Source organism: Pseudomonas sp. LAM2023, assembly GCF_016620375.1.
GTDB classification, from domain to species: domain Bacteria; phylum Pseudomonadota; class Gammaproteobacteria; order Pseudomonadales; family Pseudomonadaceae; genus Aquipseudomonas; species Aquipseudomonas anuradhapurensis.
The window spans coordinates 649,749-671,414 of sequence record NZ_JAENHV010000009.1; the positions used below are offsets into that span (position 1 = coordinate 649,749).

The following is a 21,666-nucleotide window of genomic DNA, read 5'->3' on the forward strand; positions in this document are numbered from 1 at the left end:
CACCTTGATATACAAGGGCTTTACAGCTGGCACGGTTCGTGATCTTACCGCAATTGAAGCCCACTCACGAATCCAGGTCCGCCCATGCTCGTGCAACCGATCGATTCACGCCCACGCCAGGCCGTCTGGGGCCTGGGTTTTCGCCCATTGTTTCTCGGCGGCAGCCTGTTTGCCCTGCTCGCCGTGCTGCTGTGGGCCGGGGTACTTGCCGGCGTCATTGCCCCAACACCCGCCGGCGGCATGCTGGCCTGGCATCGCCACGAGATGCTCTACGGCTTCGCCGCAGCCATCGTCGCCGGCTTCCTGCTGACTGCGGTGCAGAACTGGAGCGGCATCCCGGGCCTGCATGGGCGTGCGTTACAAGGCCTGTTCCTGCTGTGGCTGCTGGGCCGGGCGAGTTGGTTTGTAGCGCTGCCGGGCAGCTTGCTGGTGCTGATCGAAGGGAGCTTTCTGCCCCTGGTGGCGTTGGCCCTGGCACGGCCAATCGTGCAACGGCGCTTGCGCAACAACTATCCCATTGTCGGCCTGGTGCTGCTGATTGCCGCTTGCCAGTGGCTGACCCTGGCCGGCTGGCTGCGCCAGGACGAGCTGTGGCAACGGCGGGGAGTGTTCGCCGGCTTGTGGCTGGTGGCCGCGATGATGACCATGCTGGGCGGGCGAGTCATCCCGTTCTTCACCCTGCGTGGGTTGGGCAACATGACCCCGGCTCCTGCCCGCCCCTGGCAGGATCGGGCCTGCCTGCTGCTGAGCGTGGCGGTACCGCTGGCCTTCGTCGCGGGCCTGGCCGACACGCCGAATATCGGCCTGGCACTGCTGTTCGGCGCCTTGTTCGCGCTGCAGGCCACCCGCCTGGTGCAATGGCATGATCGCGGCCTGTGGCGGGTACCTCTGCTGTGGTCGCTGCACCTGGCCTATGCCTGGCTGGCCATTGCCTGCCTGGGCATGGCGCTATGGCATGCAGGGGTAGCGCTGAACCCCAGCCTGGTCACCCATGCCTTGACTGTCGGGGCCATGAGCGGGCTGATCCTGGCAATGATGGCACGGGTCAGCCTGGGCCATACCGGCAGGCCGCTGCAGGTACCGAAACGCGTTGCCTGGGCGTTTGCCCTGATGCAGCTGGCGACGCTGGCGCGGGTGCTGCTGGCAGTGTTCACGCCGTTGGGGGTGAGCCTTGCGGCGCTGTGCTGGAGCCTGGCCTTGTTGTTGTTCCTGCAACACTACCTGCCTATCCTGCTGCGGCCACGTGCCGATGGCATGCCGGGTTAACCTGCGCCCAGCTGTTCGGCCACTGGCCACCACCCCGGGAACATCTGCTGCACCCGGGGTTCGGCGAAGCGTTCGTCGATCAGCACCAGTACGCCACGGTCCTGATCACCGCGGATAACCCGGCCCGCCGCCTGGATGACCTTGCGCACGCCCGGGTAGAGATAGGCGTAATCGAACCCCGCACCAAACTGCCGCCCCAGGCGCTGCTTGAACTGCTCGTTGACCGGGTTCACCTGGGGCAGCCCGAGCGTGGCGACGAACGCACCGATCAACCGCGTGCCCGGCAAATCCACGCCCTCGCCAAAAGCGCCGCCCAGGACTGCAAAACCGACGCCACGGCCATCCGCCACAAAGCGGTCGAGGAAGCCTTGGCGGGCGGCTTCGTCCATGCCGGGCTCCTGGCACCACAAGGGAATCTGTGCATGCTGCTCGGCCAACAGCCCGGCCACCTGCTGCAGGTACTCGAAACTGCTGAAGAAAGCCAGGTAGTTACCGGGCATTCGCGCATACTGCTCGGCAATCAGCTGGACGATCGGCGCCAGCGAGGCCTGGCGTTGCTGGTAGCGGGTGGACACCTGGCTGGCGATGCGCACTTGCAGCTGTTCGGCGCGAAACGGCGCCGCCACTTCCAGCCAGGCGGTATCCGCCGGCATGCCCAGCAGGTCGCTGTAGAAATGCCGTGGGCTCAGCGTCGCCGAAAACAGCGTCACGCTTCGCGCCGCCTGCATGCGCGGGGCCAACAGCCGCGCCGGAGTGACGTTACGCAGGCTCAGGGTGGCCAGCCGCCGCTGGCGTGGCCCCTGGCGCTGGCTGATGTCGAACAGGAAGTGCTCGTCGAACAGCTCGGCGACGCGGCTGAACTGCAGGGCCTGGTAGAAGAACTGCAGGACCTGCGGGTCGATTTGCGCAGGCGCCTGGTTCATCTGTTCCTGGATCAGCCCGATGCACTGCTGCAAGGCACGCAGCAGGCCTTCCGGCAGCGACTCGCTGGCCTGGTAAGGCGCCCGCTGTTCCTTGTAGAGCGCGTTCCACTGCCGGTTCAGGCGGTCCAGTGCACCGACCAGCCCGGCTGGCTTGCTTTGGCGCAGGGCCAGCAGCTGGCCCTGGTCGAGGCTGGCGCTGTACATGCCACGCCCGCGCTCGACCAAGTTGTGCGCCTCATCCACCAGCACCGCGACCTGCCACTGGTTGACCAGAGTGAGGCCGAACAACAGGGCGTGGGCATCGAAGTAGTAGTTGTAGTCCGCCACCAGCACGTCTACCCAGCGCGCCATTTCCTGGCCCAGGTAATACGGGCACACCTGGTGCGCCAAGGCCACCTCACGCAGCTGCGCGCGGTCCAGCAATGGCAGCGCGGCGGCCGCTTCGCGCGCGGCAGGCAGGCGGTCGTAGAAGCCCGCTGCTAATGGGCAGGACTCGCCGTGGCAGGCCTTGTCGGGGTATTCGCAGGCCTTGTCACGGGCAATCAGTTCCAGGGTGCGCAAGGCCGGTTGCGGCGTGGCGTCGGTGATCTGGCGCATGGCATCGAGGGCCAGGGCCCGCCCCGGCGTCTTGGCAGTCAGGAAGAACAGCTTGTCCAGGCGCTGCGGCGCCATGGCCTTGAGCAGCGGGAACAAGGTACCGAGGGTTTTGCCGATGCCAGTGCTGGCCTGGGCCATCAGGCAACGGCCGGTGCTCACCGCCTTGTACAGGGTTTCCGCCAGTTGCCGCTGACCCTGGCGAAACGCCGGATACGGAAAGGCCAATGCCTGCAGGCCACGGTCACGCTCGGCCAGGCGCTGCTCCTGCCGTTGTGCCCAGGCCAGGAAGCGCTGGCACTGGGTTTCGAAGAAAGCCTGCAGTTCGCTGGCGGTACAGTGCTCGCTGAGCAGCGTCTGGCCGTCGCTGTCCACGTCCAGGTACACCAGCGCCACCTCGATGGCCGGCAGTTGCCGTGCCTGGCACATCAACCAGCCATAGACCTTGGCCTGCGCCCAGTGCAACTGGCGATGGTTGGCCGGCTGGCGCGCGAGGTCGCCACGGTGGGTCTTGATTTCTTCCAGGCGATTGCAGGCGGGGTCATAGCCATCGGCACGGCCACGCACCTTCAGGGTTTCGAACTGGCCTTCGAGGGTGATTTCCGACTCGTAGCCCGCCGCGCGCCGTGCCACCACCCGCCGATGCCCCTCGATCCCCTCCTGGGCGGTAGGCGATGGTGTGAAACGCAGGTCCAGGTCGCCGACCTTGGCGCTGAACTCGCACAGTGCACGCACCGCCACGCTGTAGCTCACGGTGTTTCGCTCCAGCGCACATGGCACACCGCGACGGGCAGCCCATGGGCCCGGCAGAATTCCAGCCAGCGTAGCTGGTTATCCTGCAGTCGGTCGCCCGGCCCCTTGACCTCGACCATGCGGTAGCGGCCCTGCCCAGGCCAGAACTGGATCAGGTCGGGCATGCCGGCGCGGTTGTTGCGGATGTCCTGCAACAGGCGCAGGAAACACTGCTTCAAGTGCGCCGCGGGCAGGCAGGCCAGCGCCTGTTGTAGCAGCGTCTCGCTGAGCATGGACCAGAACACGAACGGCGACTGCAAGCCCTGCTTGGTGGCGTAGCAGTCGAGAATGGCCTGGTGATGGCTGCCGTCGTCGAGCCGCCCCAGACAACGCTCGAACTGTGCACTGCGGCGGTGCTGGAAGTCGCTGTCATGCAAGTCCTGGGGCGCCGCCTGGAACGGGTTGAAGAACGCGCCGGGCACCGGGGCGAAGATCGCTTCCCAGCACAGCAGGCCGAACAGGCTGTTGAACAGCGTGTTCTCCACGTAATGCACCGGCCCATCCGCTTCGGCCAGGTGTTGCCGCACGGCCTCCTCCACGCCCAGCGCGGCGTGTTCGCGTGGCAGTTCCAGTTCGATCAGCTCCAGGGCGGCCGCACGCTGGCGCGGTTGTGGTGGGCCACCGAGCTTGCGGGCCAGGCGTGGCAGCATGCGCTCCAGCGCCTGCACTTCCAGCGCGTTGGCCGGTGCCGCCGCCAGTTGCAGTGCCAGGGCATGCGCCTGGGGCCATTGCTCGCTGCGCTCGAGCACCCGCACCTGGCGGATGCGCGCCTGGGCATGGCTGCACTGGGCGTAGACGGCCATGGCCTGCGCCCAGTCGCCTTGGCGCTCGCACTGCTGGCCCAGGGCAAATTGCAGGCGCGCATAACGCCGGGCCAGCCATGGGTTGTCGCTGTGCAGGCCGTGCAGGGTCGCGAGGATCGCGCTTGGGTCGTCGCCTTGGTCCAGGCGTTCGGCACAATGATGCAGGGCCATGGCCAGGTCGACCTCGGCGCGCTGCTGCAAGGCACGCGAATCGGTGCTGAACGGCACCTGTTCGTAGCGCAACAGGCCAAGATCGGCGAGGACGAAGTCCGACCAGTCCTGATACAGGTTGCCGAAAAACAGCAGGCGCATGCGGTCGCACAGCGGTTGCCGGCACCACTGCAAGATGCGCAGGTCGCTGCCCGGGCACCACTCGGCCAATGGCCGGGGCTCCAGGCCCAGCGGTTGCAGTTGGGCCAGCAACTGCTGCTTGGCAGCGCGCGGGTGGCTCAGGTAGCGGGCAAGACAGCGGGCAAGCTCGTCCTTGCGCAACAAGGCGAACAGCTGCTCCAGCGCCAGGTGTGCAGGTTCCTGCACCCAGCCGAGGGCCAGCAACGGCTGCAGCGCCTGGCCGGTGTCGCCGATCTCGGCATAGTCGAGGCGGTCGCTGCGAAACAGCTCGCCTTTGCGCATGACCATGCGCACCATCAGCGCCTGCGCCGGGGCGGCCAGTTGGCTGAAGGTGCGGATGAAAGCCAGTTCCTGGTCGTCAAGCAGGTCTGCGTAGCGTTGTTCGACCCACAGCAGCACCTGGCGGAAATTGTGCAGGTAGTAGAACGGGTCATCGACGGAATGGGCGATCACTGGAAATGGGGTCAGGCGGCTGGAGTAGATACTGGTTATACATACAGATCAGCCCGCCTGGCAAGTGCCGTGGGTCGTGCCGTGTTCAACCCACAATGCTGGCGGGCCGCCCGCAACGCAGCTCCAGTGCCTGGGCCAGGCGCTCCACAGCCTGGTGCAAGGCCTCCGTCTGCTCCCCCACCCACACCAACGCCAGATACTGCTGATACTGCCCCTGCTGGCTGAACTGCCCGCCGGGTAGCGCATGCAGTGCCGAACCCGCCAAGGCCGCGGCGATCCCCTCCCACACCAACGGCTGGCGAAAACGCACCCAGAGTGCCTGGCCCCCCTCAGGCATTTCCAGCACCACGCGCGTGCCGAACTGCAGCTCCAGCGCGTGTGCCAGGCATAGTGCGCGCCTTTGCAGGTCTGAGCGCAAGCGTACCAGTTGTGCTTCTATCTCCCGTCTGCCGAGCATTTGCGCAAGCGCCTGCAGGCGCAGTGGCGCAAGCCGAAACGCACGCTCGGCGAACGTACCGGCCAATACCGCATCCTGGGCCAGGACATAGGCGTAGGGTGCCTCGGCCCCGACTAACGCTTCGAACGCCCCCATCACCAGCAGCCAGCGTGGATCGACCCAGTCACGCAGGCGCTGGGTCGGCGGCCCGCTGTAGCAATGCTCGCTGTCCAGGTCGTTCTCCAGCAGCCATACCGGGTGGCGGGCCAACAACTGGCCAAGCTGGCGCTGGTAGTACGGCGCCACCAGGCGCCCTTGCGGCATGCCAAGGCACGACGGCATGACCATCATGGACACCGGCTCGCTCCCCAGCAGCCGGGCCACGGCGCGCAAGTCGGGGTTGCCATGCGGGTCTGCCGGCACGTCCAGCACGCGCATGCTGGCACGCGCCAGGGCGCGCAGCACTTGTGGGCAACAGGGCGCATGCACCAGCACGGTTCCCCCTCGCAAGGCCAGCGCAGCCAGCAGTGTTTCCAATAGCGCCGGGACATCCGGGGCCAGTTGCACATCCTCGGCACGCCAGTACAGGCTGGAGGAGCGGGTATAGCGCTGTGCCAGCGCATGGCGCAGGCGGGCGCTGCCGAGTTCCGCCCAGGCGCTGGCACTGTGCGTGCGCTGGCGCGCCAGGCGCCGCTCGTGGTTGAACAGGGCACGCTCAAGGCTTGGCTGCGCAGGCAAGGGGGCCTGCGCGGGCATGCTCACGGCCTCGCCCTTGGCAGCCTCGTGGATGAAGTATCCCGATCTTGGCAGGCAGCGAACCCGGCCCTCCTCCTCCAGCAGGTTGTAGGCGCTCTGCACGGTGGCCAACGATACTCGCAGCCGGCGCGACAGCGCTCGCAGCGACGGCAAGCGGCATGGGCTTGCGCCAGGTGCTTCGTCGATCAGCGCTATCAGGTAGCGGTACACCTTGCGATAGGCAAACTCGCTCCGTACGGCCCGCGTTTTCATCAGGGCTGCCCTGCCGCACCGCGCCGCCGCCCTGCCGCGCCGGGCGGCAACCAGCGCAAATGGATATCGCGTTGCGCCAGGTTGCTCATCAGGCGCCAGGCCGCCAGGCGCAAGCGCCCGTCATAGATCGCCCGCAATTGCGCCAGCGACAGGCCACTGGTGGTTACCAGCCAGTCCTTGACCGCCTCTGGGCAGGTTTTGCCCTGCAGGGCTCGGTGCAGGTACGGCAACGCCACCAGCATGTCGGGATGCCGGCACTGCAGGAACCGCTCGAGGTTCTTCCCCTGCCTGGCAAACGGGCTGAACAGGACGCACACCAGTTGGGTCTGGTTGATACCGTAGGCTTTGCCAAACTGCATCTGCTGTGCATCGGCGGGCCGGCTGCCGGCCAGGCGTAGCGCTGGCCGACCGGCCTGGGGCTCCAGGCTGCGGGCGCGCAGTTCGTGCAATTGGGCCAAGGCCGATGGGTCGATGAACGCCGCCAGCGCCCAGGTATCCTGAGCGGCGGCGAAGCCACAGCCGAGCATGAGGTCGAGTTGTTGCCCTTCGAGCAAATGCGGCAGCAAGTCATCGATGACAAACATCCGCACGGGCGCATCCTCGGCCGCCACGCCCGCTGTCGCCTCGCCCTGGGGTTCGAGTGCCCCGCCGACGCTACCGTGCAGCCAGCCCAGCCCCTGGCTCAGCGTCGCCAGGCACTGATGGCCGCGGTGCGAGCCCTGCGCCCCCGCCAGGCGCAGGCTGCGCCGGGCCCAGGCCAGGTAGCGCCGGCGCAGGTGCGCCGGGACGGCAGTAACCAGTACGTCGGCAGGTGCCTGGGCCTGCAGCGCGGCGCCCACGGCATCCGCCAGCTCCAGGTGCAGGCGGCTACCCAACAGGGCTTCGGGCCTGGCATCGACCAGGTGGCCAAATATCAGCAGGGCATCTCGCGCTTGCAACCGTCGTTCGTACGCTGCCGAGGGCTGGCGACTGAACGGCACTACTTCGCGCCCCTCGATCATCTGGAGCTGCACCCGCGGGTCGTCCTGCAGGAACAGCGCGCTGAAGCTGCGCTCATGGTTTTCCAGCGTAGCGCTGTCGGCGGCAGGCAAGCTGACCACCAGCACCCGTATTTGGAACGTGACTGGTGCACGCAAGGCAATGCTCAATTGCGCGGCACGCAGCATGGCCAGCAGCCGGGCACTGCGACGGTCGCTGCCCTGCAATACCAGCAGGCGGAGAGTGCCAATGTATTCGGGCCCGCCTGCAGCGACCAGCAAGCGCTGTATCAGCAACTGCAGAGAGGCACGCTGGGCCTTGGACATGTGGTTCAGCAAACGCTCGAGCACTTGCTGGTAGATATAGTGCATTGCCTGGTCGTGAATAGCCGTCACGGAGTCACCTCATCAACTTCAAACAGCCGATGCATGCCGAACAACACCCTGCTCGAACACATGTCTCGACCTTTCCCGAAGATATTTCCTACAAACGAAAGGAAGTAATGACGTAACTATTCGCTGTCGCCAGGCCATCGAGAAAAATGCAGCCCTGCGACTGCGCGGCGCTGGCAAACACCGCCCTGGCTTGTGCATAGCCCTGCTCATCCCACATTCCTTGCGCAAACTATCATTGGGCCATTATCGAGCGATGCAAAGCGAATGGAAGATACAGATCAGCGTATAAAAACCATTCAGAAAAAATGAAAAATCACATTGACTGCGGTGTAAATACAATACAAGGCGAAAAACATGCCGAAATATTTCGATAGAGCAGGAAAACCGCCGCAGACATGTAGTCCGATTCGCGCAGTATTGTAAGTAACTTCTGGTTTTTACCTATCAGGCATTTTTCGAGGCACAAAAAAACCCGGGGGCAGCCCCGGGTTTTCCGACCATCGAACAACCGTCAGTGTCAGTGGCGCCCCATATTCAACACCACACGCCCACCGCACGGGCACTGGTCCATGTAGCGGTGCGCCTCCACCACCTGCTCGAAGGGGTACACCTTGATAATCTGCGGTGTCAGCAACTGGTCGGCAGTGAACTGGTTGATATCGCGCAGGGCGCGCTGCAGCGCGACCTGGTCCTGGCTGATACCCAGCTCCGGCTTGCCGGTGAAGTTACCGATGCAATGCACATAGAACTGGATGTTCTTCTGGAACGCCGCACAGGCCGGGAACGGCGTCTGGTTGCCGCCTTGCAGGCCATACAGCACCAGGCTTCCACGCGGAGCCAGAACATCGCCCAGCAATGACATCTGCGGCCCGCCCATGCCGTCGAGGACCATGTCCACGCCACGGCCGTCGGTGTACTTGCCAACCTGCAGCAGCAAATCCTGTTCTTCGGTGACGATCACCTTATCGGCGCCCAGACCCAGCAGGTACTCACGCTGTTCCGCTTCCTTGGTAGCGGCAAACACTTTCAAGCCCAGGGCCTTGCCCAGTTGCACGAAGGCCGGGCCCGCGCAATGGCTGGCATCGGTGACCAGCGCGGTCTGCCCGGCTTTGGCCCGGGCCAGGTCGACGTAGGCGAAATAGGCGATCAGCAGCGGCGTGTAGTGCACGCTGGCCTCGATCGGCGTGAGTACATCCGGGTAGCGGGTAATGGCAGTGCGTGGCAGGACGATGACATCGCCATACACCGGGTGGTCGTTGGCACTGGTCGCCGGGAAACTGGCCACCCGGTCGCCTACCGCGATGTCTTCGACGCCTTCGCCGACCGCCGTCACCACCCCGGCCATCTCATGGCCGATCCCCGCCGGCAGGCGTGCCTGGGACGGTGCCAGGTTCTGCCGCCAGAGCACGTCATACCAACTGACGCCAATCGCTTCGACGCGGATCTGCACCTCGTCGGCAGCGGGTGACGGTTCGGCCTGCTCCTCGCAGCGGAGCACATCGGCAGCGCCGAACTTGTGGAAACGGATCATGCGGGACATCGCATACCTCGCCATTGTGAACCTCTAATTACCACGAACTCTATCCGGGCTTTACCGGTTAGACCATCAGTGGTCATTAATAGTCGACATGCTTGTCATCGATTGGGCACCTGACTTTCCTTGCGATTGGCCCCCGTAAACCCGTGCAGGGTACCAGCCTTTGGCCTTAAGATTCACCCCTGCACCCTTTCAGGCGAAGCGCCCCGATGAATCGAAACGACCTGCGTCGCGTAGACCTCAACCTGCTGATTGTGTTCGAAACGCTGATGCACGAGCGCAGCGTGACCCGTGCCGCGGAAAAGCTGTTCCTCGGCCAGCCCGCCATCAGCGCGGCCCTGTCACGCCTGCGCAACCTGTTCGACGACCCGCTGTTCGTGCGTACCGGCCGTAGCATGGAGCCCTCGGCCCGGGCGCACGAGATCTTCGCCCTGCTGTCTCCCGCGCTGGACTCGATTTCCACCGCCGTCAGCCGCGCAGCCGAATTCGACCCGGCCACCAGCAATGCGGTGTTCCGCATCGGCCTGTCGGACGACGCCGAATTCGCCCTGCTGCCGCAGTTGCTCAAGCGTATCCGTGCCGAAGCGCCGGGCATCGTGCTGGTGGTGCGCCGGGTCAACTACCTGCTGATGCCGACGCTGCTGGCTTCGGGCGAGATCTCGGTGGGGGTCAGCTACACCAGCGAGCTGCCCGCCAACGCCAAGCGCAAGGTGCTGCGCCGCAGCATGCCCAAGCTGTTGCGCGCCGACAGCGTCCCCGGCGCCATTACCCTGGACGACTTCTGTGCTCGGCCGCACGCGCTGGTGTCGTTCGCCGGTGACCTGTCGGGGTTCATCGACGAAGCCCTGGAGGAAATTGGCCGCAAGCGCCATGTGGTGCTGGCGGTGCCGCAATTCAACGGCCTGGGGAGTTTGCTGGCGGGCACGGATATCGTGGCCACGGTGCCGGACTACACGGCTGATGCGCTGACCGCAGCGGGTGGGCTGCGGGCGGAGGACTTGCCACTTGAGGTGCGCAGTTTCGAACTGCACATGGCCTGGCGCGGGGCCCAGGACAACGACCCGGCGGAGCGCTGGTTGCGCTCGCGGATACAGATGTTCTTCGGCGATCCGGACAGTCTTTAAGCGCGCACCGGAAACGAACCTTGACCACGATGCCCGGCGCCACAGCCATCGTCGAAGCCGACGCCCACCGTGTGTTCACGCTGCTCTGCGAAACATCAGGTTTGGCACTTTTCGTTCATCTGACGGTGTTTGTTCGGTAGACTACCGGATGGGTGCCAACTGCACGGTGCAGAGAGGCAGGTTAAAGAACAGCGCAGGTCGGGCCGCCATGCGGGAGTACTTGCGCCTATGCAAAAAAAGGAATTGCCTCGCGCCCAGCAACTGGCCGAGCGTGCCTTCGCCAACCTTGAACGCTTCGTACACATTGAAGCAGTCAGCGGCATTGTCCTACTGCTTGCCGCTGTGGCGGCACTGATCTGGGCGAACTCTCCAGCTGCCGACAGCTACGACAGCCTTTGGCACACGCCGTTGACGATCGGTGTTGGCTCGCTGGTCTATTCACAGTCCCTGCATTTCTGGATCAACGATGGCTTGATGACCATCTTTTTCCTGGTCGTCGGCATGGAGATCCGTCGCGAAATCCACGAGGGCGCACTGTCCAGCCTGCGTCAAGCCACGCTACCCATGGCAGCCGCCGTCGGCGGTGTCGCCGTGCCCGCCCTCCTCTATCTGGGTTTTGGCCACGCATCGGCAGAACAACAAGGTTGGGCCGTCCCGACGGCTACGGATATCGCCTTTGCGGTAGGGGTTCTGGCGCTGCTCGGCAAGTCGATCCCGTCCAACGTCCGCGTGTTCCTGCTGGCCCTGGCGATCATCGATGACATCATCGCAGTGCTGATCATCGCGTTCTTCTATTCAGGTGGCCTGGATTACAGCGGTTTCGGCGTTGCAGTGATCGGCCTGCTGATGGTGATCGGGCTTCAGAAGATCGGTGTGGGTGCCGCCTACGCCTATATCATTCCTGGCGCAATCACTTGGCTGGGTGTCTTGTTGACCGGAGCCCACCCGACCCTCGCCGGCGTTGTGTTGGGCCTGATGACGCCTGTAGCCGCAATGCCGATGCGCGAGCGCCCGCTGGATGCAGTTACCCGCTTTACCGGAGAACTGCTGGGACGCGCCAGGGCGCCAGAGCGGGATGCCAGCGACCTCATGGACCCGTTGAAACGGCTGCGCTTGGCCCAGCGTGAACTGGTGCCGCCGGTGGTGCGCATGCAAGGTACCCTGCATCCCTGGGTAGCTTTCGGCATCATGCCAGTGTTTGCCTTGGCCAACGCCGGGGTAAATCTATCAGGTGTCGATCTGTCTGCCGAGGCCCCGCAATGGGTAATGATCGCCGTCACTGTCGCCCTGGTAGCTGGCAAACCCTTGGGCATCGTCGGCGTCAGTTGGCTGATGGTGCGCTTGGGCTGGTGCGCGCTTCCCGCCGAGGTAGGCTGGCGCAGCATTTTCTTGATCGGGTTGCTGGCCGGCATCGGTTTTACCATGTCGATCTTCATTGCCAATCTTGCCTTCGCCGAGCCAGGCGCGCTGGCGGCGGCCAAACTTGGCGTGCTTTCCGCCTCGGTGCTGGCGGCACTGTTAGGCCTGGCCTGGGGGGCGTATAACCTGCGCAGGGCACCTACCGTGAGCAAAGCCGGTTCGACCGTCTAGCAGTATCAACTGGCGATCCACTGCAATTGGGCAAGCGGATCGCCACGCCTGACACAGCTACCCACTGTGTCAGGCGGGCCACCACATATCCTGCCCATGGCGTTTCGGTCAACCGTGTTCGGACACCCGTCCATGACGGCTTCCGGCAATACAAAGCCGCTATCACTGTGGGTTCACATGCCCAACATCTCAGGCAACACCAGCGCGATCCAAGGCACGTAAGTCACCAGGATCAGGAACAACAGCAGGATCAGCAACCAGGGCATTGCTGCACGCACGGTGTCCACCAGTGGCATGCCGGTCACGGCAGAGGTGACGAACAGGTTGAGCCCAACCGGGGGGGTAATCAGGCCGATTTCCAGGTTGATCACCATGATGATGCCAAGGTGCACCGGATCGATGCCCAGTCGCGTGGCGATCGGGAACAGGATCGGCGCCAGGATCAGGATGATCGCCGATGGCTCCATGAACGCGCCAGCCACCAGCAGCACCACGTTGACCACCAGCAGGAAGGTCACGGGGGTAAGCCCGGCCTCGATGACCCAGGCGGTAATCTGCTGCGGTAATTGTTCGGTGGTCAGCACATGGGCGAAAAGCATGGCGTTGGCGATGATGAACATCAGCATGATGCTCAGCCGGGCGGACTCCAGCAGTACCTTCGGTGCTTCGCGCCAGGACATGTCGCGGTACACGAACAGCGCGATGAAGGCCGAATACACCGCCGCGACCGCAGCCGCCTCGGTTGGGGTGAACATTCCGCTGTAGATGCCACCGAGAATGATCAGGATCAGCAGCAGCCCCCAGATTGCATTGCGCGCCGCGCTCAGCCACTCGCTGAACGTAGCCCGGGGCAACGCCGGCAGGTTGCGTTTCACCGCCACGATGTAGATGACAATCATCAGGATCAGCCCGAGCATCAACCCCGGCACCACCCCTGCCATGAACAACTTGCCGACCGAAGTCTCGGTAGCGGCGGCGTATACCACCATCACGATCGAGGGTGGAATCAGGATGCCCAGAGTGCCTGCGTTGCAGATGATGCCTGCGCCGAAAGCGGTTGGATAACCCGAGCGCACCATACCGGCGATGGCGATCGAACCGACGGCGGCGACCGTCGCCGGGCTGGAACCGGAAAGCGCGGCGAACAGGACGCAGGCCAGCACCGCCGCGATGGCCAGGCCACCGCGCACATGGCCGATGCAGGCGTTGGCGAAGTCGATCAGGCGGCGGGCTACACCACCGGTGGTCATGAATGCTCCGGCCAGCAGGAAGAACGGAATGGCCAGCAAGGTGTAGTGCTCGGAGGTTTCGAACAGTTTGATCGCCAGCGAGCGCACCGAGTCCTGGCTGAACAACATGATCGCCAGTGAGCCCGCCAACCCCAGGGAAATGGCGATCGGCACGCCGATGAACATCAGCACGAACAAGGCCGTGAACAAGAACAGGACGGTCATGGTTTATCTTCCTCGTGCTCGGTCAGCTTCATGGCCTCGGCGGCTTCATCCGCAAGGCCCAGCCCCACCTGGCGGCCCATGAGGATGCGCACCATGATTTCGCCGAAGCGGATGAATACCAGGGTGAAGCCCAGCGGCACGATCAGGCCGATGTGCCACTGCATGATGCCAATATGACCAAGGTCTTCGGCGCCGATGCTGGCGGTCAGCAAGGTCTCGATCCACTCGAAGCTGGCGACGCTCAGCAGCCCGGCATAAACCATGCAGCTGGCGCAGGCTACTACACCGATAATGCGTTGTACCGGCTTGCTGGCCCGCTTGACCAGCGCATCGACGCCAATATGGCCGGCGGTGCGCACGCCATAGGCCAGGCCGAAGAATATCAACCAGGCAAACAAAGCCTTGGTCAGCGCATTGCTCCAGGTCATGGCCTGGGCGGCGTCCATCACTTGGTCGCCAACGGCGTTGAACAGGTCGGCTGCCCCTGGCCAATGCTCAGCCACGCTGTAGAACAGGGTGTAGAGGTTGTTGAGGATCACGTAGACGAAGGTCACCAGGGTCATGGCGGCCAGGAGAAAGACGATGAAACCTTCCTCGAAATGTTCCCAGATACGTCTGAGGGCGTGCATGGCGCGATCTCCAGAGCGAAGCCGGCCCCACTCGCGCAGGGCCGGCTACTGCCTTACTGAGGCGTGTTGGCGGCTTCGGCGGCCTTGATCAGGTCAGCACCGATCTCACCTTCGAACTTCTTCCACACAGGTTTCATCGCATCACGCCACGCTTCGCGTTGCTCCGGGGTCAGGGTGATGATCTCGGTGGTCTTGGCATCAATGATGCGCTGCTTGTCGCCCTGGTTGAGCGCCTCGGCTTGCTTGTTCACTTCGGTGGTGACCTCGCCGACGATCTTCTCCAGTACCGGTTTCACGTCTGCTGGCAGGCCGTTCCAGAACTTGGTGTTGGTGATCAGCATGTAGTCCAGCACGCCGTGGTTGGACTCGGTGATGTACTTCTGCACCTCATGCATTTTTTGGCTGTAGATGTTCGAGTACGGGTTCTCCGCGCCATTCACTACACCAGTCTGCAGGCCTTGGTAGACCTCGGCAAAGCTCATTTTCCGCGGGTTGGCCCGCAAGGCCTTGAATTGCTCCTCGAGCACGGCCGAAGCCTGTACACGGAATTTCAGGCCACGGGCATCCTTCGGCTCGCGCAGTGGTTTGTTGGCCGACAATTGCTTCATGCCGTTGTGCCAATAGGCCAGGCCGGTGATGCCTTTGCTTTCCATGGACTTGAGCAAGCCTTGGCCGGCCGGGCTCATCTGGAAGCGGTCGACGGCATGGATGTCGTCGAACAGGAACGGCAAGTCGAACAACTGGATCTGTTTGGTGTACTGCTCGAACTTGGCCAGCGACGGCGCAATAATCTGTACGTCACCGAGCAGCAAGGCCTCCATTTCCTTGCCATCACCGAACAACGATGAGTTGGGGTAAACCTCGACCTTGACTTCGCCGGGCAAGCGCTCTTCCACCAGCTTCTTGAACAACAGCGCGCCCTGGCCCTTGGGCGTGTGTTCGGCGACAACATGGGAGAACTTGATGGTAATCGGCTCAGCCGCCTGGGCCAGGCCAGTGGCGCTCAAGGCAAACGCGCAGAATAAAGCTTTGATCGCAGGAGTGAACATCCGATGAATCCTCTTTATTGTTGTTGTGGCCACGTGACCTTCAGAGTCTAGGCGGCATTTGCCAGTTGTTCTCGCAATCGCCCTCAAGCCCCAGCAGCCGCTGGGGTCAGTAGCGCCGCTGCGTGCCTGGCGCGGGCCACCCTCGGTGGCACGCAATAGTCTTCGGGCAAGCGACTATTCCCCTTGCCGATCGCCACCGGGTGCCCGTGCCGGCGCGGCATACCAGCGCTCTGGCGGCACCCATTTCTCATGCGCGGGGTCGCCCAGGTAGTGCGGCGACATGATCTGCACCCCGTACTCGTTGAACACATCCTGGATGTTGGCGTGCAGCAGGCTCAGCAGTTCTGCCCGGGGCCTGGGTTCACTCGGCACCGCCTGGGCTACCAGGCGGTATTCGGGGTAGAAATCCGACAGGCCGGTCTGGAACACTTGCGGCCTGGGTTTTTCCAGTACGCCGTCGGTACGCCTGGCAGCTTCCACCAGCATCGCTTCGACCTGGCGCCAGGGCGTGTCATAACCGATGGTCACCACGGTATCGACGATGTACCCCTGCCCTTGCACCACACGTGAAAAGTTGCGCGTCACAGAGCCGGTGATCATCGAGTTGGGCAAGGTCAGCACCTCGCCCAGGCCGGTGCGGATGGTGGTGTTGAACATGCCGACTTCGCTCACCGTGCCTTCGTGGTCACCGACCCGCACATACTCGCCGGCCTTCAAGGTGCGGGAATAGGTGAGGATCAGGCCCGCTGCCGCCTGCCCCACTATGCTCGAAGCGCCGAGCGAGATCATCAGCCCGAGCAGCACCGACAGCCCCTTGAAGGCGTCGGTACCGGAGCCCGGCAGGTACGGGTAGGCCATGACCAGAGCGAACAGCCAGATGGCCAGCGAGGTCAGGCGGGTGGTCGGTTGCAGGGTTTCTTCGGTCAGCCACTTGAGGTTTCCCGGCCGGGCCATGCGCTGTAGCAGGCGGCGACTGAAGCCGCTGATCCCGCGGGCGACGAAAAAGATCATGATCGCCACGGCGATACCCGGGATCGCGTCCATGATGCCTTGCAGCAGGTAACGCAACAGGTCGAGCAGGTAGACGTTGAGGCTTTCACCCCATGGCCGGGTGTAGGGGAATTGCGACAGTACGAAGCTCAACCACTGGTAACTCAGCAGCAACACCACGGCCCAGTGCAACAGCCGCAGCAGGCGCTCGATCAAGCCGTAGACCAGTTGCATGTCGAACAGCGGCATCTGCCCGAAGCGGATCTGCCGGGCACGCTCGCGCATCAGCTGCGGCAACAGGCCTTGCAGTTTGCGCCGTGCCAGGTTGGTCGCTTTCAACAAGGCCAGGTAGATCAGCGTCGCCAGCGTCGAATAGCCGGCCGCCTTCAACAGGAAGTGCAGGCTGCGCGCCTGACCGGTCTCCTCGACCACCTGGCGCAGCATCGTGGCAGCCTGCTCGGCCGCTGCGCGGGTATCGCCGTCATCCGGGCCCAGGTCACGCGGAGCAATGATGAAGGCGCGTCGCCCGCCCAACAGCACCAGATGGCTATTGAGGATGGGGTCGACAGTGACCTTGAGCTCATCCGTGCCGCGCAAGGCTTCGTCGATCACCGCGGTAGCCCGCTGTACCCGCGCAGCTGGCGTTTCCCCAAGCAAGGTGGCGTGGAAGGTGAAGATGCTGCGGTTGGCGATGGTCAACTGGGCGGGTTCGGCGGGTATGCCATCGGTGGCACTGCCTGTTGCCTGGTCGCCATGGCCGACCATGGGCCGCACGCTCAACAGGATCAACAGCAGGCAGAAAAGGCGCTTCATCATGAAATTCCTGGTCCCTGACCAAAGGCATGCCGGTAGTGATAGCACAGCGGCCGCCGGCCCGCGTCCCGCAAAGGTGTTGACGGGTGCGAATCTTGCGCCTGAGCGTGGCTACTGCATTTCAACGCCCCCCACGGTATGATTGGCCCACGCCAGGATTGGCGATGTGCCATGGCCCTCAGCAGGATCGCCAGCGCGGAAAATCGGATTTTCATCAAGTTCTATCGTGAAACGTGACATTCTCCTCGTTGTTCCACTGCCCTCGGCCATCCGTCGCTCACCCGCTTCGTTACCCCATTGCGAAGCGCCCCTGCCTATCGGCTGAATCCGGCACACGCGGCTACCGCTCGCGCTCCCCCATGGCTTTCACGAGACGACCTCCTTGGCAAATTCAAGGCCCCTCGCTTCCCATCACCGTGCCCTCGACTGGCTGAACTTCTTCCTTGCCGACGTACGCGACGGCCTCGGCCCTTACCTGGCCATCTACCTGCTCGCCGTGCACCAGTGGCAGCCGGCCAACATCGGCCTGCTGATGAGCCTGGCCGGCATCGTCGCGCTGCTGGCGCAGACGCCGGCCGGGGCCTTGATCGACCACACCCCGGCCAAGCGCGCGGTGCTGGTGATCGCTGCCCTGCTGGTAACCGGCAGTTGCCTGTTGCTGCCGCTGATTTCGTCGTTCGCCTGGGTGGCCTTGACCCAGACGCTCAGTGCCCTGGCAGGCTCGGTGTTCGCCCCGGCGATAGCCGCGATCTCGCTGGGTATCACCGGCCCCAAGGCGTTCACCCAGCGGGTCGGGCGCAACGAAACCTTCAACCACGCCGGCAATGCCTGCTCGGCACTGCTGGCCGGCGGCCTGGCCTACCTGTTCGGCCCGGTGGTGGTGTTCTACCTCATGGCGGTCATGACCGTGGCCAGCATCGTCGCCGTCGCGCGCGTGCCCGCCGCAGCGATCGACCACCAGCTGGCGCGCGGCCTGGCCCATGGCCCAAGCGGTGATGACCACCCTGCCGGGTTCAAGCTGCTGCTGCACAACCGCACCCTGCTGGTTTTCGCGGTGTGCTGCGCGTTGTTCCACCTGGCCAATGCGGCGATGCTGCCCCTGGTGAGCCAGAAGCTGTCGCAGGTCGACCTGCGCCTGGCCACCCCGCTCACCTCCGCCTGCATCGTCGCGGCGCAGCTGGTGATGGTACCCATGGCGCTGCTGGTGGGGGCCAAGGCCGAGCACTGGGGGCGCAAGCCGTTCCTGCTGGCCGGCTTTCTCATCCTGCCCCTGCGCGGGGCCTTGTACGTGGTGTCCGACAACCCGTTCTGGCTGGTCGGTGTGCAGCTGCTCGACGGTGTCGGCGCGGGTATCTTCGGCGCGCTGTTCCCTGTCGTGGTCAAGGACTTGACCGACGGCACCGGGCGCTTCAATGTCAGCCTCGGTGCGCTGGCGGCGGTATTCGGCCTGGGCGCCGCGCTCAGCCCGGGCATCGCCGGGCTGGTGCTGCAGGCCGCTGGCTATGATGCGGCATTCCTGACCTTGGCCGCGATTGCCCTCGCCGCCTTCGTGCTGGTGCTGGTCGCCCTGCCCGAGACCCAGCCCGACGCTTCGCCATCCCCCTCCTTGCCTACCCTTGCCGGAAACTGAACAGCCCATGCCAGTCAGCGAACACGCATCGATCATCTGGGCCATAGCCGCCCTGGCCACCGCTGGCGTCATCTTGCGCCCCTGGCGTATCCCTGAATACGTCTGGGCCATGGGCGGCGCCTTGCTGCTGGTCGGCCTGGGCCTGATCACAGCGCACAGCGCCCTGGCCGCGGTGGCCGAGGGCAGCGACGTCTACCTGTTCCTGGTCGGCATGATGGTGCTGGCCGAGCTGGCCCGCCAGGAGGGGCTGTTCGACTGGCTGGCGCGCTACGCCGTGCAGCACGCGCAGGGCTCCGGGCAACGGCTGTTCGACCTGGTGTTCCTGGTCGGTACGCTGGTCACCGTGTTCCTCTCCAACGATGCCACGGCGGTGGTGCTCACGCCGGCAGTGTATGCAGCGTGCAAGGCGGCCAAAGCCGAGCCTTTACCGTACCTGTTCATTTGCGCATTCATTGCCAACGCGGCCAGCTTCGTGCTGCCGATCTCCAACCCGGCCAACCTGGTGGTATTCGGCAGCCAGATGCCACCGCTGCCAGACTGGCTCCGGCAGTTCACCCTGCCATCGCTGGCAGCCATCGCCCTGACCTACCTGATGCTGCGCCTGGCCCAGCGCCGGCAGATCAATCAGCCGCTGGCCCTGAGCGTGCACACCCAGCCGCTATCGGCCGGCGCCCGCCTGTGTGCGCTGGGCATCGCACTGACCGCAGCCTTGCTGCTGGGGGCCTCGGCACTGGACATGGCGCTGGGCCTGCCGACGTTCGCTGCCGGCGTCGCGATCACGGCGCTGATCCACCTGCGCCAGCGGCGCAGCCCGATGCCGGTACTGCGTCACGTCGCCTGGGGGGTGCTGCCGCTGGTGGCGGGCTTGTTCGTACTGGTCGAAGCGGTTGCCCAGACCGGCCTGGTCGTGCGCCTGGCCCAGGCGCTGGCCACGCTGGCAGAGGCAGCGCCGGGCCAGGCCAGCTGGCTGGCAGGCGTGGCTGTTGCCCTCGCCAGCAACCTGATGAACAACCTGCCCACCGGGTTGATGGCCGGGTCCATGGGTTCACTGGTGCAACTGCCGCAACAGACAACGGCTGCGCTGCTGATCGGTGTCGACCTGGGGCCGAACCTGTCGATTACCGGCTCGCTGGCGACGCTGCTGTGGCTGGTCGCGATCCGTCGCGAAGGCGAGCATGTCAGTGCCTGGCAGTTCCTGCGCCTGGGGCTGCTGGTGATGCCCCCGGCCCTGGTGGCGGCGCTGCTGGCGCTGTGGGTGTGATCAACGGGTAGGCAAAGGCGCCCGTGAACGGCGCCGTTTGCTGCTACGCTTTGAATACCTGTCCAGGAATCCGTCACGCTGGATTTGCCGGCTTAGCACAGCTGAGTTCCGTTGTTCTTCAGGCCTACCTTCTGCACATGACCTTTGCCCATCAAAGGTGCCGATATGTCTGAGCCCAAGAAACGTCCGAGCAAACGCAAGCCCAAGGCGATTGAAGACCTCCGGGAAGACAGGAACTTCCAATCGCGCAAGCAGCGGCTCGAGGCCGGCAAGCGCTTGCGCGACAGTGTTCCACGGGCGGCACATGCAACGTGGAAACCTTCCTCGAAGCAGCGTGACCCAGTCGCGTTGCTGGAACAGTCCAACCGTCACCGGCATCCCGAACTGGTGCCTGTCCGTTACGGTCGCATGCTGCGCAGCCCCTTCACCTTCCTGCGTGGCTCGGCCGGCCTGATGGCGCGGGACCTTGCCAGCCTCCCCAGTACCGGCATCCGCGTGCAAGCCTGCGGCGACTGCCATTTACTGAACTTTGGTCTGTTCGCTACTCCTGAGCGCAACCTGATCTTCGATATCAATGATTTTGACGAAACCCTGCCCGCGCCCTGGGAATGGGACATCAAACGGTTGGCGGTCAGTTTTGCCGTCGCGGCCCTGGACAATCGACTCGAGCGCAAGCAGGCCCGGCAGTTGGCCATGGCCTGTGTCAGTGCCTACCGCAAACGCATGCGTGAGCTGTCGCTGATGAGCCCGCTGGACGTATGGTACGACCGCCTGGATGCGCAAACGCTGATCGACATGGCGCCCAATGCTGCGTACCGCAAGGCACGCGAAGCGTTGATGGCCAAAGCCCGGACGCGCATCGGCGATTACCTGTACCCGCAGATCAGCGATGAAGTGGGTGGCCGGCGGCGTCTGGTCGACCAGCCGCCGATCCTGTTCCATGTGCGTGAGGCCGATTTTGCCAAGCGCGTAAAACTGGCGCTCGAGGACTACCGTAACTCCCTGCTGCCGGAACGCCGGGTGCTGTATGACCGCTATCGCCTGGAAGACATTGCCGTGAAGGCCGTCGGCATCGGCAGTGTAGGCACGTTCTGCTTTGTCGGCCTGTTTTTCTCGGCAGAAAACAATCCGTTACTGCTGCAGTTCAAGGAGGCCTGCCCGTCGGTGCTGGCGCCCTACGCCGGCGCCAGCGAATTCGCCAACCAGGGCCAGCGCGTGGTCACCGGCCAGCGCCTGTCGCAATCGGCCAGCGACATCTTTCTGGGCTGGACGGAAGGCAGCAAGGGCCGGCAGTTCTTCGTCAGGCAGTTGCGTGACATGAAGATGTCACTGCCGGTCGAAGGTGCGTCGTTCGAGCAGATGGCGATGTATGCCGAAGTGTGCGGGATGACCTTGGCGCGGGCGCACGCCAAATCCGGCGACGCCGCGTTGATCAGCGGCTATCTGGGCAAATCGGACGCCTTCGATACCGCCATTGGCAGCTTTGCCCTGGCCTATGCCGGGCAGAATGCGAAGGATTACCGGGCGCTGGTCGACGCCGAAAGGAAAGGCCGGATCAAGGCGCTGCGTGAGGTAGACGATTAGGCACGC

Annotated in this window: 15 protein-coding genes; 6 read left to right on the forward strand and 9 right to left on the reverse strand. The window is 64.2% G+C overall.

Annotated elements, in window-relative coordinates:
* The first annotated feature begins 84 nt into the window (after window positions 1-84).
* On the forward strand, window positions 85-1,266 hold the full coding sequence (locus tag JKP78_RS03010; RefSeq protein ID WP_186684879.1) for an NnrS family protein: 1,182 nt from the start codon (window positions 85-87) through the stop codon (window positions 1,264-1,266).
* Here the strand turns inward: JKP78_RS03010 and JKP78_RS03015 are convergent.
* From JKP78_RS03015 to JKP78_RS03035, 5 genes are all read right to left on the reverse strand, one after another.
* Entirely contained in the window at window positions 1,263-3,536 is a 2,274-nt protein-coding gene (locus tag JKP78_RS03015) for an ATP-dependent DNA helicase (protein ID WP_200626035.1), read from the reverse strand. The two genes, JKP78_RS03010 and JKP78_RS03015, sit on opposite strands and share 4 nt — an antisense overlap.
* The gene (locus JKP78_RS03020; protein ID WP_200626036.1) at window positions 3,533-5,182 is read right to left on the reverse strand and encodes a VRR-NUC domain-containing protein; all 1,650 of its coding nucleotides are present in this window, start codon (window positions 5,180-5,182) and stop codon (window positions 3,533-3,535) included. The genes JKP78_RS03015 and JKP78_RS03020 overlap by 4 nt, the downstream gene beginning before the upstream one ends.
* An 85-nt stretch (window positions 5,183-5,267) precedes the next feature.
* Window positions 5,268-6,626 (reverse strand): GntR family transcriptional regulator, encoded by a 1,359-nt coding sequence (locus JKP78_RS03025; RefSeq protein ID WP_200626037.1) that lies wholly within the window; start codon window positions 6,624-6,626, stop codon window positions 5,268-5,270.
* Window positions 6,626-7,999, reverse strand: coding sequence for a hypothetical protein (locus JKP78_RS03030; protein ID WP_186684871.1), 1,374 nt, complete (start codon window positions 7,997-7,999; stop codon window positions 6,626-6,628). Before JKP78_RS03030 ends, JKP78_RS03025 begins: the two co-directional genes overlap by 1 nt.
* A 517-nt stretch (window positions 8,000-8,516) precedes the next feature.
* A complete protein-coding gene (locus tag JKP78_RS03035; protein WP_186684869.1) occupies window positions 8,517-9,539 on the reverse strand; it encodes a zinc-dependent alcohol dehydrogenase family protein in 1,023 nt (340 codons plus the stop codon).
* A 206-nt stretch (window positions 9,540-9,745) separates the two neighbouring features.
* Between JKP78_RS03035 and JKP78_RS03040 the strand changes: the two genes are divergently transcribed.
* Window positions 9,746-10,660 carry a LysR family transcriptional regulator gene (locus tag JKP78_RS03040; RefSeq protein ID WP_112249302.1) on the forward strand — a complete coding sequence of 305 codons (915 nt, stop codon included), beginning with the start codon at window positions 9,746-9,748 and terminating at the stop codon, window positions 10,658-10,660.
* Between the two features lie 228 nt (window positions 10,661-10,888).
* Complete coding sequence (gene nhaA, locus JKP78_RS03045) at window positions 10,889-12,250, forward strand: Na+/H+ antiporter NhaA (protein WP_186685067.1); 1,362 nt, start codon at window positions 10,889-10,891, stop codon at window positions 12,248-12,250.
* A gap of 173 nt (window positions 12,251-12,423) precedes the next feature.
* Here nhaA and dctM read toward each other — a convergent pair whose 3' ends face one another.
* The 4 genes from dctM to JKP78_RS03065 all read right to left on the reverse strand — a co-directional run bounded on the left by dctM (window position 12,424) and on the right by JKP78_RS03065 (window position 17,185).
* The gene (dctM, locus tag JKP78_RS03050; RefSeq protein WP_200626038.1) at window positions 12,424-13,704 is read right to left on the reverse strand and encodes a C4-dicarboxylate TRAP transporter large permease protein DctM; all 1,281 of its coding nucleotides are present in this window, start codon (window positions 13,702-13,704) and stop codon (window positions 12,424-12,426) included.
* Window positions 13,701-14,333 (reverse strand): TRAP transporter small permease, encoded by a 633-nt coding sequence (locus JKP78_RS03055; RefSeq protein WP_186684867.1) that lies wholly within the window; start codon window positions 14,331-14,333, stop codon window positions 13,701-13,703. Before JKP78_RS03055 ends, dctM begins: the two co-directional genes overlap by 4 nt.
* A 53-nt stretch (window positions 14,334-14,386) precedes the next feature.
* Complete coding sequence (gene dctP, locus JKP78_RS03060) at window positions 14,387-15,382, reverse strand: C4-dicarboxylate TRAP substrate-binding protein DctP (RefSeq protein WP_200626039.1); 996 nt, start codon at window positions 15,380-15,382, stop codon at window positions 14,387-14,389.
* A 174-nt stretch (window positions 15,383-15,556) separates the two neighbouring features.
* On the reverse strand, window positions 15,557-17,185 hold the full coding sequence (locus tag JKP78_RS03065) for a mechanosensitive ion channel family protein (RefSeq protein WP_186685065.1): 1,629 nt from the start codon (window positions 17,183-17,185) through the stop codon (window positions 15,557-15,559).
* A 382-nt stretch (window positions 17,186-17,567) separates the two neighbouring features.
* On the opposite strand from JKP78_RS03065, the gene JKP78_RS03070 reads away from it, so the two are divergent.
* The 3 genes from JKP78_RS03070 to JKP78_RS03080 all read left to right on the forward strand — a co-directional run bounded on the left by JKP78_RS03070 (window position 17,568) and on the right by JKP78_RS03080 (window position 21,660).
* Window positions 17,568-18,815 (forward strand): MFS transporter, encoded by a 1,248-nt coding sequence (locus JKP78_RS03070; protein ID WP_200626040.1) that lies wholly within the window; start codon window positions 17,568-17,570, stop codon window positions 18,813-18,815.
* Window positions 18,816-18,822: 7 nt separating this feature from the next.
* Window positions 18,823-20,076, forward strand: coding sequence for an arsenic transporter (locus JKP78_RS03075; protein WP_200626041.1), 1,254 nt, complete (start codon window positions 18,823-18,825; stop codon window positions 20,074-20,076).
* Window positions 20,077-20,241: 165 nt separating this feature from the next.
* Window positions 20,242-21,660 (forward strand): DUF2252 domain-containing protein, encoded by a 1,419-nt coding sequence (locus tag JKP78_RS03080; protein ID WP_186684864.1) that lies wholly within the window; start codon window positions 20,242-20,244, stop codon window positions 21,658-21,660.
* Window positions 21,661-21,666 lie beyond the last annotated feature (6 nt).